This is a genomic window from Commensalibacter melissae (assembly GCF_009734185.1).
GTDB classification, from domain to species: Bacteria; Pseudomonadota; Alphaproteobacteria; order Acetobacterales; family Acetobacteraceae; genus Commensalibacter; species Commensalibacter melissae.
In genome coordinates this window covers 751,592-767,540 of the sequence record NZ_CP046393.1, presented here as the reverse complement: position 1 = coordinate 767,540, position 15,949 = coordinate 751,592, and the positions used below count along the sequence as shown (strand labels likewise).

Genomic DNA, 15,949 nt, shown 5'->3' with positions numbered 1-15,949 from the left:
TTTTTTTTATAACATTCTGTTTATATTTAGTTAGAGCGCGGATCACTAAAAATATACAAGTTATTATCAAACCAATAACATCAATAATATTCCAGTGATCAAAACTTCATCGATAGACTTAGAAGGGAATTTCATCATCCAAATCATTATTACCTGGCATGGAAGCATCCCAACTGGAATTGGATCTATTACCAGATGATGCATTACTGGCTGAACGGGCCGCAGGTGGTGGTGTAAATGATGATTCCGAACCATAATTATCCATTGAATCTCCACCACTTCGCGCGCTATCCAATAAAACCAGTTCTCCTCTAAACCGATCAACAACCACATCTGTGCTATACCGTTCAACACCTTGCTGATCAGTCCATTTCCGGGTTCTTAATATTCCCTCAATAAAAACCTTGCGACCCTTACGTAAATATTTTTCTGCGACATCAGCAAGACGCTCATTAAAAATTACCACTCTATGCCATTCTGTCAGATCCTTACGTTCACCAGTCTGACGATCGTTCCAGGTATCACTGGTGGCAATTGCGAGAGTAACTATCTTGGCGCCTGTTTGTGCACTTCTAACTTCAGGGTCTCGTCCAAGATTTCCAACCAAAATCACCTTATTAACACTTCCTGCCATTTTATCCTCATTTCTTTATAGTAAAAAATGCTATATCTTTACTTTTTTTCCATCTTTAAAAGAATTATATTCTTTCTATACCATCCTGTAATTTTTTTAAAACAGTAATCACAAGACACAAAACCATATAACAATCATATCATGAAAAATAAATCACCGACTGCGCTTACCCATATTAAAGTGCGTGGAGCAAAAGTCCACAATTTACATAATATTGATGTTGATATTCCCAGAAACAAGATGACGGTTATCACGGGCCTTTCCGGATCGGGAAAATCCTCTTTGGCTTTTGACACTATATATGCGGAAGGACAAAGACGTTATGTTGAAAGCCTTTCAGCCTATGCACGCCAGTTTTTGGAATTAATGGGGAAACCCGATGTTGAATCCATTGAGGGGCTGTCTCCCGCGATATCAATCGAACAAAAAACAACATCCCGCAATCCACGTTCAACAGTTGGCACCATTACTGAAATTCATGATTATATGCGCCTGTTATGGGCACGAGCAGGAACCCCTTTTTCACCGATTACGGGATTACCAATTGAAGCACAAACCGTCAGCCAGATGGTTGATCGAGTGATGGAGTTGTCCGAAGGCACCCGATTGATGTTATTATCCCCCATTGTACGAAGTCGTAAAGGGGAATACAGAAAAGAGCTTGCGGAACTTCAACGCAAGGGTTTTACACGGGTTAAAATTGACGGGAAACTATATGACATTTCAGAAGCGCCGGAATTAAATCGTAAACTTAAACATACGATCGAGGTGGTTGTTGATCGCATCATCGTTAAACAGGGTATAGAAAATCGATTGGCAGATAGTTTTGAAATAGCCTTATCCCTTTCCGATGGTCTTGCACAAGTGGAGGAGGTCTTACGTAAAGATGAAAAAAGAAAATCAATTCATTTAAGCTTTTCATCACGTTATTCTTGTCCTGAAAGCGGATTTACTCTTGAAGAAATTGAACCAAGACTTTTTTCCTTCAATGCACCCCAAGGTGCATGTCCAGTATGTGACGGTATCGGGACTGAAAGCTTTTTCGACCCAGACCTGATCATTCCCAATCCTGCACTTTCACTGGGAAAAGGGGCTATTTCAGCATGGAAAAATACTTCACTGCCCTATTATCAACAAACTTTGGCAAGTCTAGCCGAACATTTTCATTTTAAAATCAACACGCCATGGGAAAAAATCCCTGGAAAAATTCAACATGCCATTCTGCATGGTACAGATGAAAAAATTCCGATTCACTATCATGATGAAAAAAAATCCTATACTGTAACTCAACCTTTTGAAGGGGTGATCAAAAATCTAGATAAACGCTATCATTCAACTGACAGTCATATCATTAGGGAAGATCTCAATCGCTTTCGGGCGGATTATCCTTGTCACGCTTGTCATGGCGCCCGACTTAAACCCGAAGCTTTATGTGTCAAAATAAACAATAAAAACATTGCAGAAATTGCAGATTATCCCATCCATCAAGCATTAAAATGGTTTTCCAGTGTTGAAGAAACTCTATCCCCTCAAAAAGCAGAAATTGCCCATCGAATTCTGCGAGAAATTATTGACCGCTTGAAATTTCTCAATGATGTCGGCCTTGATTATCTTACATTATCCAGATGTTCAGCCACACTATCTGGAGGTGAAAGCCAGCGCATTCGTCTGGCCAGTCAAATTGGATCTGGACTGACAGGGGTTTTATACGTTCTGGATGAACCGTCAATCGGATTACATCAACGGGATAATGAACGGTTGCTCGGCACTCTTGATCGTTTAAAAAACCTTGGAAACACCTTGATCGTTGTTGAGCATGACGAAGACACGATCAAGGCTTCTGACTATCTTATTGATATGGGCCCCGGGGCTGGCATCATGGGGGGACATGTCGTTGCCATGGGCACACCCAAGGAAGTGGAAAAAAATCCGGATAGCCTTACCGGCGATTATCTGAGTGGCCGAAAATTCATTGCCATTCCCAAAAAAAGAAGGAAAATGAATAAAAAGCAAATATTAACACTGTGTAACGCAACAGGTAACAATTTAAAAAATGTTACTGTTGATTTTCCCCTTGGAACCTTTATCGCCGTAACGGGTGTTTCGGGGGGTGGAAAATCCACCCTGATCATTGATACGCTTTATAAGGCCCTTTCCAGACAATTGATGGGTTCGAATGCTGTACCCTCTCCATATAAATCCATCAAGAATATTCCACTACTTGATAAAATCATTGACATAGACCAATCCCCCATTGGACGCACCCCCCGTTCCAACCCTGCAACCTATACAGATTTATTCACACCAATTAGAGAATGGTTTGCAGAGCTGCCGGAAAGCCGTGCACGAGGTTACAAGCCAGGACGCTTTTCCTTTAATGTCAAGGGCGGACGATGTGAAGCCTGTCAAGGAGATGGGGTCATAAAAATTGAAATGCACTTTCTTCCAGATATGTTTGTTACCTGTGATACCTGTAAAGGAGCAAGATACAATCGGGAAACGTTGGAAATCAAATTCAAGGGCCACTCCATTGCCGATATTCTAAATCTTTCAGTAGATGAAGCCATACCATTATTTTCATCCGCTCCCAGAATTTACGACCGTCTAAACATACTAAAACAGGTTGGACTTGGCTACATTCATCTTGGACAACAGGCCACCACCCTTTCAGGAGGAGAGGCACAGCGTATCAAACTTTCCAAGGAACTGGCAAGGCGGGCAACGGGAAGAACCCTATATATTCTTGATGAACCTACAACAGGACTACATACGGAAGATGTACGTAAGTTACTGGAGGTTTTACATACACTGGTTGATCAGGGAAATACCATTATTGTTATCGAACATAATTTGGAGGTTATCAAAACCGCTGATTGGGTTATTGATCTCGGACCTGAAGGTGGAAGTGGCGGTGGTGAAATCGTAGCAACAGGAACACCAGAACAAATTGCCAAGTCACCAAATAGTTATACAGGCGTTTTTTTAAAACCACTTTTAAATCAATAATTTATTTTGTAGGGTAATTGATACCCTACAAATTTGGTTTTAATCCATGATGACGAATCAATTTAACTTAAAAATTGTAATTATTTCTTATTCAGATCATCAACAGACAGCTATCAACGGTTTGATTGATTTATTTAATCTGGCAGAATATGCGTGTAACTCATTTAAAAAAATTCAGGTCAAGGTAATTTCCAACGATCACGATTTTACAAATTTTCTGGCAAAACAAGACGTGATCATTATTCCTCCCTGTATGAGCGGAATCCATACTCCGGATAATATTGGCGAAATAATTAATTTTATTAGACATCATCATTCTCAACAATCCATAATTGCGGCAATCTGTGTTGGAACATTTATTCTGGCTGAAACGGGGTTGTTGAATGGAAAGGAAGCCACAACCCATTGGTTATATGCTGATACCCTTAAAAAAAAATTTCCAAAAATCATTGTAAATAAAAGCAAACTTCTGGTTGATAACGAAACTCTTATCACTAGTGGTGGAATCATGTCCTGGGTCGATATTGGATTATATATTGTAGAAAAATTTTTTGGCCATCATATAATGCTAAAAACGACTCAATTCATGAATGTTGATCCACCAAGAGATCTTCAAAATCAATATATGTCTTTTTTTCCAAAACTGGATCATAATGATACAGCCATCCTTAAGGCGCAATATTGGCTTATGAATGCAGATATTCATGATATAAACGTCAAAAATCTTGTTATTCAATCGGGCCTTGAAGAACGAACTTTCTTAAGACGTTTTAAAAAAGCCACCAAACTGCTTCCAAAAAATTACATACAGAATTTTTGCATTGAATATGCCAAAGGTCTTCTTGAAACAACCGATATGCCTATTGAACAAATTTCATGGAATCTTGGTTATGCTAATTCAAGTTCGTTCAGAAAAAATTTTACCAAGATCACCTGTCTCACCCCAAGAGATTATCGAAACAAATATAAAATCCGTTCAAGATAGATTTAATCCTGAGCTTTCATCAACTTCACTCTCTGATCAATTATTTTAATGTATTTATTGATATTTTGAATAAATAACTGAATGGATTTTTTATCCAGTAATAATTGCGATGTTAAAACACTTGTTATCAAACTTCCCTTATGAAATGACATATGATACGTAAATAACAATGCACCAGATGTGCGATTGGCAACGGACCGATAGGCAAGAACATTTATATCATTTTCAAACTTTAAGGTATCTGTTCTACCACTATTGGTGAATCCCAATCCTTCGCACAATCTTACAGCCTTTTGAAAAGACAGCTTTTGTTTTTTTGCATCCGCAAGAATCTGGCTGGTAGTTTCCAGTTCTTTGGATAAGTGTTTCTTAATATAACTTATTTCCCTTTCAAACCTCCTGACTGAATCATCAATATCCCAGATTTTTACATTGATATTCACAACATCTAATAAACAACCCAATTGATTCATCAAATCGTTATTTTTACGGTAGGTTACTGCACTATAAGTATTAATGTTATTAATATTTAAAAGTTTCATTACAGCAATTGAATAAATGACAGTCAAAAGGGAATTAAGTTTACAATCCAATTTCTTTGCATAATATTCCATGGATGATAAGAGCGATGGGTTAATAATCCATGTATCAACAGCGGTCCATTTTAGAGGCAAGGGATTATCAAAGATTTTCAAAGCCTGTGAAAAATCATTGTCAGGTTTATGGACTTGACGGATATCGCAATCAGCCACCTCTTTTGCATTGAAATATTTCCATACAGGAAAATGTTCATAATATTTTTCTTCTTCGTCAATAGAAATTGAATCTATTAAATCTTTAAGAATTTTTTTTGCTGAATAGGTATCCATGATTGCATGATGTTGAGTAAGGATAATTATGCAACCTTTATTCTGGACAGGATAGATAATTTTCAGTTTTGATAAAACTTGATTATAATCAAGAATGTTATTAACTTCTTTTTCAAGAATCAAATCAAAATCTTTAATTTTGTCCTCGTATCTAAAAACTTCAAAATTAGAAACGGGATGAGAATTTTTCTGCAAACACCATTTTTTATTCTGAATGACCAGTTTTTGTTGCAGTAATGGATTTTTATTTATGTAATTTTCCAAAGCAATTTTAAATTGTTTTGATGAAATTTTATAATCCAGATAGAGCAAAGTTACTGCTTGAGATGTTCCCAGAAAAACAGCATGATTATTAGCCATCACTGTTTCAATCGTATTTAGATAACGGTCAAACATGATAATATATCGTAATTCATTTTCATTTAAGATAGATGTGCCAAAAATTCATCTTTGGGCATAATTTTGGCACCAGCAAAAGATAATATCCATAACATTGCAGCATGAACCTTTGGTGCAGGCACTTCAACATCGTTAAAGGTTATTTCTTTTGACGCAATACAATCAGGGATCAATGTCACCTGATATCCATAATCTAAGGCTGTCCTGACTGTCGCATCAACGCACATTTGGGACATGGCACCTATAACGATAAGATTTTTATAATTATGTCTATCAAGAGCGGACTTCAATTCCGTTCCTTTAAAAGCGTTAGGATAATTTTTTGTAATACATATTTCATTATCCAATGGTTTTACATCCTTATTAATTTTCACCCCTTCAGTATGCTGAACAAAAAAGGGGGCATCCTTCATGGGAAACTGATGTTGTATATGGATGACTGGAATATGATGTTGCCGTGCGGCAGCTAAAACTTTCATGCTGCTTTTACCAACAGAATTCATATTAAATAATGGAAATTTTCCATTTGGATAATAATCATTTTGTAAGTCTATAATGATAAGAACTGTATTTTTCATCAATGTAAATTCCATGCAATAACAGGCTTTATTAAAATACAGTCCAATTAGGTAAATTAATAATAAGTAAAATTGACAAATATCAATGTATTTCAGACAAAATATAAATAATTTATTAATAATCCTGTTAAGTAATTTCTAAACAATTTTTCTTTTTTTGACTGTTATTTGTCTTTTTAATTTATGTAATACTTATTTTATTATGGATAATATACAACCTAAAAATTGAATTATAAATATTAAGAAAGTATTTCAATGAATAACTATAAGGTATCCAGTAATAAAATTATAAATAAAAATAACTCAATATTATATGATGCTTTTAACCCAAATAATATTTCATTTTTATTTGAAAAAATTCAACAAAAACTTTATAAATTGCTTCAAGATAAAACCAAGAAAGGAATTCATTGTATTACTCCGCATGAACTCCTCAATATTGCCCTTCATCTGACAGATCACAAATCCGGTGAGTCAATTATTGAACGACTAAACCAGATTGTTGATTTACACATCAATACTGCAATCAAAGTAAATTCTACAGGATATATGGCCAGACAATTTTCATCGGTCATTCCTGTTTCAGCCATTTATGATGTTGTAAATTCTCTTTGCCCCCAGCCAGCATCATTTTATGAATGCGGCCCCCTACCTAATGTAGCAGACAAAATAATTGCGGAAAAATTTGCTAAATTTTTGGGATGGGAAAATAGTAATTATGGCATGATTTCAACCTCTGGAGCTAGTTTGGCCAATTTAACCGCGGTAATAACCGCCCGCAATAACAAATACCCAAATATCTGGAAAAAAGGAAATGCTGATCAAAAAAACCTTGTACCTACCATAGCTATAGGAACGGATGCACATTTTTCTGTCAGCCGGATTGCTGGCATTATTGGTCTTGGTCAAGACAATATCATTTTATTACCCCTGAACGCTCAAAGACAAATCTGTATAAAACAAGCAAAGCAAATTTTAAATAAAGCCCATAAAAACGGAAAAGATATTTTCTGTATTATCGCTGCTGCAGGTAGTACAAGCATTGGGGCTATTGATCCCTTAAAAGAATTGTCGGAACTCGCCATTAAATATAAAGCCTGGTTTCATGTTGATGCAGCACATAGCGGATCCTTTCTAGTTTCCGATCAATTAAGAAACCGAGTAGCAGGCTTAACATATGCTGACTCTTTTTGTCTTGACGCTCATAAAACATTATTTGTTCCTGCGGCTTGTACATTATTATTTTATAAAAATGGTGATAAAACAAAGCATACATTTCCGATTCAAGCCAGTTATGTTACAGAGGAATTTGAAGATGAAATAACAAAATTCGAAAGTGGAACTAAAAATTTCGAATGTACCAAACGGCCTTCCATTTTAAATTTATGGGTTGTTTGGTCTTTATACGGTCAACAATTTTTCGCAACCAAATTAAACCTTCTAGTCAAAACCACCTTTCAAGCATACAAATATCTACAGACTCTAGATAATTTTGAAACCTTGCACAAACCTGAATCCAACATTCTTTGCTTCAGATATTTGCCAAATGAAAAAAAACTATCGAAAGAAAAATTGAATTATTTACAATTAAAAATAAGAGATAAAATCCGTGATGAAGGACGCTATTTCATTTCAAAAGTGGATCTAGATCATATCACCGCCCTCCGTATCGTTATCATGAATCATGAAATCTCAATGGATGATATCGCTGACCTGACCAAACATATTGAAACCGCAGCAAATTCCATTCTTAAAACCTTTTAAATTCATTCCATCCCCATATTTTCCCAAGGAGCCCCTATCTTGCATATCCATCCAAGCAAGGAATTACTGAAAACTGTTTTTCCTGATTTTTTGTTTAATCCACAATCAATCCAAAATATTGCTCAATTTCCAACGTTTTTATCAACCATTCGCTATTTTGAACGGTTAACGGAAACTTACTTTGATGCAATTCCATTTGAAATACAGAACGAATTTATCCTTAAAAGATTAAAACAGCTGATCGAGATATGTCGAGTCAACCCTATTTGGAAAGAACGTATTGATCAAGCGATTGGCAAGGAAAAATTAAACGATTTTGAAACTTTTTCCGCCATTCCGCTTACTGATAAAGAAATTTATACAGATTTATTTTCTGGCAAACGTCCAGGTATGATTGTCCCGATCGAAAATGGTAATTTTCAAATTGCCAACAGTGGAGGTACCGCCTCAGGAAGATCTTCTGAAATCGTATTTTCAAAAAAAGAATTAAGGGATACTTACAGATGGGCAGGAAATTTTATCGGAAAACATATTATTTCACGTTATATGGAAGAACAACAGGCCAAATGGATTGGCACCACTCTCTCTGACAGTCAATTATGGAGCAGCGGAACCATGGTTGGTGGAGTTTTACAAGAAATTCCAAATGTTAATTATCTTGGTATCGGACCCATGTCCGCTAAAATTTATCAGCGTATTATGCAAAATCCGGGACAAAAAGGTTTCATGGGCATTGTCCGCGATATCGCCATGCTCGTTCCTTATGCAAGTGAATTAAATGATCAACAAAAAGGTAGTTTGAGAATAGCTCTATATGGCAGTGGATGTCTTCCAGAAAAAATTAAATCTGATTTAAAAGATATCTATCAGAATTTAATCATATTGAGTTTTTTTGCTGCTACACAAGCGGAAACTATAGGTTTACAACTCAATCCGGAAAGTTCAATTCTAACAGCTGTTCCCGGTTTACATCTGATAGAAATTGTCAATAAAAACGGAAAATGGGTTCGAGAAAACGAAGAAGGAGATCTTGTTGTCACAAGATTATTTGCAAATGAAGCCCCTGTCTTGCGTTATAAATTAGGGGATCGCGTCATAAGGCGTCCAAATTATACCAGCCGATTTCTCAATTCAATACAGTTTGAATATGTAGGCCGCAGTGACGATTTTATCTCTTTGATAAATCATCAATTTTATGCTCCACATTTCCTGACATTATTATCTAAGAAACTGGAAACTGATTCCATTTTTAGCTTCAACAAAATTGCTGAGGAATTTCAATTCCAAATAAACCAAAATACTGAAACCTTAAATTTAATAATTGCGATTTCAAATCTTTATGAAATGAAGAATCAATATGATAAACATAAAGACAAAATTTGCGATATAATGATACAATCATTGATTGAATCTGATAAAAAAAACACTCTATCACATTCCCTTTTTGAAAAATTGAAACATAAATGCCAATTCAATATTCATTTTGTTGAAAAAGAATCTTCCATGATATATCGAACAGATGTGGGAAAAACGCCTTTAATTTATAAAAAACAATAATTTGCAATTTATAAATTAAAATTTTTTATGATAAAAATTTAGGCAAAAAAATTACATAAACCCTACAAATCATTGTCTATTTTATAACATTTTTAAATAAATAATATAAAAAATAGGCATAATGTTTAAATAATAGACATTTTTTATTAAATTGTTCTATTCATTGTTAAAAATTCTCTATATCTTTACACTGGACAGAACTTTCCAAACATTCTTTAATATTGTTATCGTAAACAGTAACAGTATTATCGCTATATAATTTTTATTTGATGAATATAGAGAAACAAGATGATAAAAAAAATCGAAGCCATTATTAAGCCTTTTAAACTCGATGAGGTTAAAGAAGCGCTTCAAGAGATTGGCCTTCAAGGAATTACGGTAACAGAAGTAAAAGGGTTCGGCCGCCAAAAAGGCCATACCGAACTTTATCGTGGTGCTGAATATGTCGTTGATTTTTTACCCAAGGTTAAAATCGAATTTGTCTGTAGTGCGGATATCGTCGAACGTGCAATTGACATCATCCTCAATACAGCAAGAACTGGCCGAATCGGTGATGGAAAGATTTTTGTTATTCCTGTGGAAAATGCCATTCGCATTCGTACAGGTGAAAGTGGCGTTGAAGCTTTATAATCAATTTTATCTTTTTCATTTTGACAAAATGAAGTATCCCTTTGAGAGTTATAACCATATGGGACGAAAAATATTATCTTTATAGATGACACTGTTACGTTTTTGAATGCATAAATTTCTATCATATAATAAGGACTAATATTACATGGCCGACCAATTGATTTCTTCTTCAATTTCCAAAGAAGAGGCTATTGCCAAAATTATGGATCTGCTTCAGGAAAATTCTGTGGAATTTGTTGATTTCCGTTTTACGGATCCACGGGGAAAATGGCATCATACCACACAATATGTATCAACCATAGAGCCTGATATTTTTGAGGATGGCATTATGTTTGACGGTTCTTCCATCGCCGGATGGAAGGCGATTAATGAAAGTGACATGATTTTAATGCCTGATCCATTTACAGCAGTTATGGATCCATTTACGGCGAAACCCCAGCTTATTCTTATTTGTGATATCATTGATCCTGCAACGGGAACCGCTTACAATCGTGATCCTCGTTCCACTGCGAAACTGGCTGAACAATACCTAAAATCAACAGGAATTGGCGATACGGCTTATTTTGGGCCAGAAGCAGAATTCTTCATTTTCGATAATGTCAAATTCGGTGTCGGTTCAAATTATGGTATCTATCAACTCGATAGTATAGAAGGCCCTGATGCAAACCTAAAAGATTATCCCGAAGGAAACATGGGACATCGTCCTCGGGTGAAGGGAGGCTATTTTCCTGTTCCACCTGTTGATACGGAAAATGACTTGCGTGCAGAAATGCTAAGCACGATGGGTGAGATGGGATTGCCTATCGAAAAACATCATCATGAGGTTGCCCAGTCTCAACACGAATTGGGAGTGGCTTTTGCCACCCTAGTACGTTCCGCTGATTTTATGCAGATCTATAAATACTGCGTTCATAATGTTGCAAATTCATATGGCAAAACTGCAACATTCATGCCAAAACCAATTTATGGTGATAATGGCACTGGTATGCATGTCCATCAATCTATCTGGAAAAACAACACTCCAAATTTTGCAGGAAATGGCTATGCCGATCTTTCAGATCAAGCCCTGTATTATATTGGTGGAATTATTAAACATGCAAAAGCGTTAAACGCTTTTACAAATCCATCCACCAATTCATACAAAAGATTGATTCCAGGATTTGAGGCTCCTGTCTTGTTAGCCTATTCGGCTCGCAACCGTTCCGCCTCCTGTCGCATTCCATATGTGACCAGCCCTAAAGCAAAACGTGTTGAAATCCGTTTCCCCGATCCAACAGCAAACCCATATCTCGCATTTGCGGCAATGCTAATGGCTGGAATTGACGGCATCAAAAACAAAATTCATCCTGGTGATGCAATGGACAAGGATCTTTACGATCTACCTCCTGAAGAACTTAAAGAAATTCCAACCGTATGTGGCTCCTTACGTGAAGCATTGGAAGCCCTTGCAGCTGATCATGATTTCCTATTGGCGGGAAATGTATTTACTCAGGACCAGATTGACAGTTATTGCAAAATCAAATGGGAAGAAGTATATCGCTTCGAACACACGCCTCACCCTGTCGAATTTGATATGTATTACTCTGTCTAAAATTTAAATAAATATCCTTGCTGATCTTTAATCAGTCATTCCTACAGCAAGGATATAAAAAAACGAACTATTAAGTTTTTAAATGTCAAATTAAAAAATATTATTTAAAAAATTTAAATAAAATCACAATTTAAAAATAATAACTGATTCTATCAATTTTTGTAATTTTATTACCAATTAGAGCCATAAAACTGTTCAATTATAAATTGAATCGAATAAATATCACAAAAAATTGATTTTTTTATCAAAAAACTTAACAAAAATCATTTTTTACACTAGCATTATTAATGTTCACATATTATTTATCATATAACGAATTTAAATCATTTAAATAATTCTAAAAAGGTGTATAAAATATGAAATTTTTACTTGATACAGCTGATGTAGAAGACATTAAAAGAATTTGTGCGATGGTACCTGTTGATGGTGTTACAACCAATCCCGGTATTGTTGCAGCAAGTGGCAAGTCCGTTTTTGATTTGTTACCAGCCATCCGTGATGCAATGGGTGGAAAGGGAATGTTGCTTGCTCAAGTAATCTCTCCAACTGTAGAAGGTATGATCAAAGACGCTCATACACTGACCTCTCGTGTAGAAAACCTTATTGTTAAGGTTCCTGTAACCCCTAATGGTCTGGTTGCCATCAAAGAATTAACCAAGGAAGGCATCCCAACCCTGGGAACTTCAATCTATGGTGCCGCTCAAGGATTTATGGCGGCTTTGGCAGGTGCCAAATATCTTTCCCCTTATGTCAGCAGAATTGATGCACAAGGTGGAAATGGCCCCGAAACCGTTAAAGAATTACAAAGCTTGATTTCCCAACACAAACCAGATGTTGAAATCGTTAATGCAAGCTTCAAAAGCCCCCGTCAGGCTTTAGAATGCATGATGATCGGATCTGCTGGTATTACCCTGCCACCAAGCATTTTTGATCTTTTCATTGCTGATCCAGCAGTTCTTGCCGCTGTAACTGAATTTGGCAACCAATGGTTCAAGGCTTTTAACCGTCACACACTTGACTAGTCCAAATAATTTTCTATTTCATTGATCTGACACAATTTTCATTTATAAGGCACTTTATTGAGTGCCTTATATCATTATAGCTCTCTATATAATTTCATTCCTGTCAGATCTTTTATCTGTCTTTCAAGAATTTCATTATATCGATTCAGAACATCATCCTCATTTACAATGCCCATTATTTCATAATTGTCGGTTCCACGCACAACAATAAGCCATGGGCATTCATGTATGTCATCAAAACCATCCATCATTTCTTTGATATTCATACCCGGAGTCAAAACCCGATTTTTTCTGATTGCAAGTTCCCCGATTTGTTCTTGATAATGAACCAAATTCTCAAATATATCTTTTAATTCGACCAATCCTGCATATTCATTCTCCTCATTCTTTAATATTAATAACTCTTTATGATGAAATTGCAGCGAATGTATAACCTGATTAAGAGGTAAATTATAATCAAGCGTAAAATCAACAGGTTTCATCAATGTCTGTGCGGTCGTTCTCGTCAATCCACTGATATCCAAAGCTGAGCGAATTTTTTTTCCACTCAAATGGAAACGCCAGGTTGCAAAGGAATATCCAAATATTTTTCTCACTGTAACGATAGCCACAATAACAGCTAAAATAATCACACTTGTCATAGAATAACTTTGCGTCATATCAAGAGATAAAAACATCATGCTTAAGGGACCGCCAATAATACTCGCCGACATGACCGCCATCCCTATTGCCGCATATACAAGAGGGGAAAATGTATGAATCCCTAGATATAATACAATATTGCCATAGACAATTCCCGCTGTTCCACCAAGCATCATTGAAGCAAAAAACAATCCTCCCCTAAATCCCACACCCAGAGAAACGGATGAGGCGATTGCCTTTAAAAACAAAATAAAAACTGCCAATTTAAAGGCAATACCATGATCCAAGACAACCCAAAGAAAACCATGACCAGATCCCAATACAGCAGGGGTCAGGATACCCATTCCTCCCACCATCAGGGCTCCAGCAACCAGTCCATAAATTTTCGGAATTCTCAACTGATTTATATAAATTTCAATACGTGTCGCCCCATACATGACCATAATGGCAATGATTGCGCAAATCAGTGAAAAAATACATACAATTCCATAATCAATATAATGGATAGAATCCGGAACAATATGAAAAACGGGTCCTGCACCACCCAAACAATGAATCATTATATATCCAGACATTGCAGCAATCATGATATAGGGGAAATTTATAAAATTATATGAGGCTAAAACAATTTCAAATCCATAAAAAGCCCCTCCTAAAATCGAGTTGAAGGCTGCACCGATGGCTCCTGCCGCTCCACAGCCAACAAGTATTCTCAATTTATTCTGTTTAATTTTAAAGAAGCGTCCGATTTTGGATGCTGCTGCGGCACTAACCTGTGTATAGGCAGATTCCAATCCCAAGGAAATACCGAACCCATTGGACAAAAGGGTCTGCAGCGTTAAATAAAAACTGTCTTTGACAGAAAGCTTACCACCGTATAATGCATTTGCTTCAATTATATCTGCAATTTTTGCACTGAAAAATTGACCCATATAATAACGGACAAGGAATAAACCTATCGCTCCGATCATGGGAATAAATATACAATACCATGGATTAACGTAACTTAATCCCGACAAATGACCATTTCCATCCAAATGAAATAAGAATTTGTGGAGAGTAAGGGACAAAATATTTAATAGCTGAACTGAAATTGCCCCAATGAGTCCACTGCAAAACGCAAGAATAAAAAAATATACATTTTGCTTGAATATTAATCGCTTAACTTGTTTTAAATATGGGTTATTTGCGTTAATCATCATTATTTGTCATTTAAAGGAAAATTTTTTTTTATACGAATATATTATAATGAACGAACAATTGATTTTTATTTATAACTATTTTCATCTTGATCATTCATGCCTAGTATAATTATAGATATACATCTTGTATTGATGATTGATCCATTTTTTAATCGGCCATATTTCATGAAGAATTAATTTCATATGACACAAACGCCAAAACGATATGTTAAATATTTCATTTTTTTCATCTGCTTTCCTTTTTTATTTGCATGTGCATCCAAAAAACAGCAATCAATTCTCGAGCATGTCCAAAATGAATATAAAAACATGGTTAACTTGAATGAGCGTTATATACACAATTTTTATGGTAAAGCCGATCCAGCCTCATTTGAACGGCTCAAACGGTATCGTTATGAGGCTTATCAATCTATAATAAACCTTCGATCAAGATATGACAAAACAAAGCCCATACCCCAAGCCGAAATTCAAGAATCAAAAAAAAGGCTTGATATCTATCGATCATATCTCAATGCATTGGGCGCCACTTCTGCAACAAAAGATAATTTACTTGGGTTTTAAAGTATCAAGAGCGGCTTGTAATATATAACTCGCAGCCATTTTATCTACAATTTCATCCCTTTTTTTCCTGCTTAAATCCGCTTCATTAATCAAAAAGCGGTTAACTGCGCTGGAAGACAACCGTTCATCCCACAGACAGGCCGGAAGACCACTCATATTAGAAACAGCCATAATCCAATCTTTAGCTGCTTGTGCTGCAGGCCCAAAGTCACCATCCAGCGACAAAGGTAATCCGCAAACAAGACCCCCAACTTCTTCTTTTATAGATAATTCTTTCAAGTACTGAGCAAAAACGGATAGTTTCCCTCTTTTTACAACAGAAAAAGGGGAAGCAAGCATCAGGGTTATATCGGATAAGGCTAACCCAATTTGTTTTTTACCAGGATCTATTCCCAATAAACGATAATGTCTGGGTAAACCGGCCACTAAATCAGATAAACTGTTATAAAGCATGTAATCAATATGTTAGAGAAATATAAGGGTGAATTGAAAAGATAAATCTACAGAGT

Annotated in this window: 13 protein-coding genes; 8 read left to right on the top strand and 5 right to left on the bottom strand. The window is 35.9% G+C overall.

Annotated features, from left to right (window positions below; all coding sequences use genetic code 11):
- Positions 1-118: 118 nt before the first annotated feature.
- The gene (gene ssb, locus GN303_RS03440; RefSeq protein ID WP_110438839.1) at positions 119-634 is read right to left on the bottom strand and encodes a single-stranded DNA-binding protein; all 516 of its coding nucleotides are present in this window, start codon (positions 632-634) and stop codon (positions 119-121) included.
- Between the two features lie 141 nt (positions 635-775).
- Here ssb and uvrA point away from each other — a divergent pair, with 141 nt between their 5' ends.
- Complete coding sequence (uvrA, locus tag GN303_RS03435) at positions 776-3,640, top strand: excinuclease ABC subunit UvrA (protein WP_110438838.1); 2,865 nt, start codon at positions 776-778, stop codon at positions 3,638-3,640.
- A gap of 46 nt (positions 3,641-3,686) precedes the next feature.
- On the top strand, positions 3,687-4,625 hold the full coding sequence (locus GN303_RS03430; RefSeq protein ID WP_110438837.1) for a GlxA family transcriptional regulator: 939 nt from the start codon (positions 3,687-3,689) through the stop codon (positions 4,623-4,625).
- A 2-nt stretch (positions 4,626-4,627) separates the two neighbouring features.
- Here the strand turns inward: GN303_RS03430 and GN303_RS03425 are convergent, their stop codons facing one another.
- A complete protein-coding gene (locus GN303_RS03425; RefSeq protein ID WP_110438836.1) occupies positions 4,628-5,890 on the bottom strand; it encodes a hypothetical protein in 1,263 nt (420 codons plus the stop codon).
- Between the two features lie 26 nt (positions 5,891-5,916).
- Positions 5,917-6,471, bottom strand: a complete 555-nt coding sequence (locus GN303_RS03420; protein WP_158523875.1) for a cysteine hydrolase family protein — start codon at positions 6,469-6,471, stop codon at positions 5,917-5,919.
- 255 nt (positions 6,472-6,726) lie between these two features.
- Here GN303_RS03420 and GN303_RS03415 point away from each other — a divergent pair, with 255 nt between their 5' ends.
- The 5 genes from GN303_RS03415 to GN303_RS03395 all read left to right on the top strand — a co-directional run bounded on the left by GN303_RS03415 (position 6,727) and on the right by GN303_RS03395 (position 13,035).
- Positions 6,727-8,235 carry a pyridoxal phosphate-dependent decarboxylase family protein gene (locus GN303_RS03415; protein ID WP_110438834.1) on the top strand — a complete coding sequence of 503 codons (1,509 nt, stop codon included), beginning with the start codon at positions 6,727-6,729 and terminating at the stop codon, positions 8,233-8,235.
- Between the two features lie 39 nt (positions 8,236-8,274).
- Positions 8,275-9,792, top strand: a complete 1,518-nt coding sequence (locus GN303_RS03410) for a phenylacetate--CoA ligase family protein (protein ID WP_110438833.1) — start codon at positions 8,275-8,277, stop codon at positions 9,790-9,792.
- Between the two features lie 291 nt (positions 9,793-10,083).
- Complete coding sequence (locus GN303_RS03405; protein WP_110439010.1) at positions 10,084-10,422, top strand: P-II family nitrogen regulator; 339 nt, start codon at positions 10,084-10,086, stop codon at positions 10,420-10,422.
- A gap of 202 nt (positions 10,423-10,624) precedes the next feature.
- The gene (glnA, locus tag GN303_RS03400) at positions 10,625-12,013 is read left to right on the top strand and encodes a type I glutamate--ammonia ligase (RefSeq protein WP_370533592.1); all 1,389 of its coding nucleotides are present in this window, start codon (positions 10,625-10,627) and stop codon (positions 12,011-12,013) included.
- 356 nt (positions 12,014-12,369) lie between these two features.
- Positions 12,370-13,035, top strand: coding sequence for a transaldolase family protein (locus GN303_RS03395; protein WP_110438831.1), 666 nt, complete (start codon positions 12,370-12,372; stop codon positions 13,033-13,035).
- A gap of 74 nt (positions 13,036-13,109) precedes the next feature.
- Here the strand turns inward: GN303_RS03395 and GN303_RS03390 are convergent, their stop codons facing one another.
- Positions 13,110-14,696 (bottom strand): chloride channel protein, encoded by a 1,587-nt coding sequence (locus tag GN303_RS03390; protein ID WP_158523874.1) that lies wholly within the window; start codon positions 14,694-14,696, stop codon positions 13,110-13,112.
- A gap of 366 nt (positions 14,697-15,062) precedes the next feature.
- On the opposite strand from GN303_RS03390, the gene GN303_RS03385 reads away from it, so the two are divergent.
- Positions 15,063-15,440: a hypothetical protein gene (locus tag GN303_RS03385; RefSeq protein WP_110438829.1), complete on the top strand. Its 378-nt coding sequence runs from the start codon at positions 15,063-15,065 to the stop codon at positions 15,438-15,440.
- Here GN303_RS03385 and ruvX read toward each other — a convergent pair.
- Entirely contained in the window at positions 15,426-15,893 is a 468-nt protein-coding gene (gene ruvX, locus GN303_RS03380) for a Holliday junction resolvase RuvX (RefSeq protein ID WP_110438828.1), read from the bottom strand. The genes GN303_RS03385 and ruvX overlap by 15 nt on opposite strands.
- Positions 15,894-15,949 lie beyond the last annotated feature (56 nt).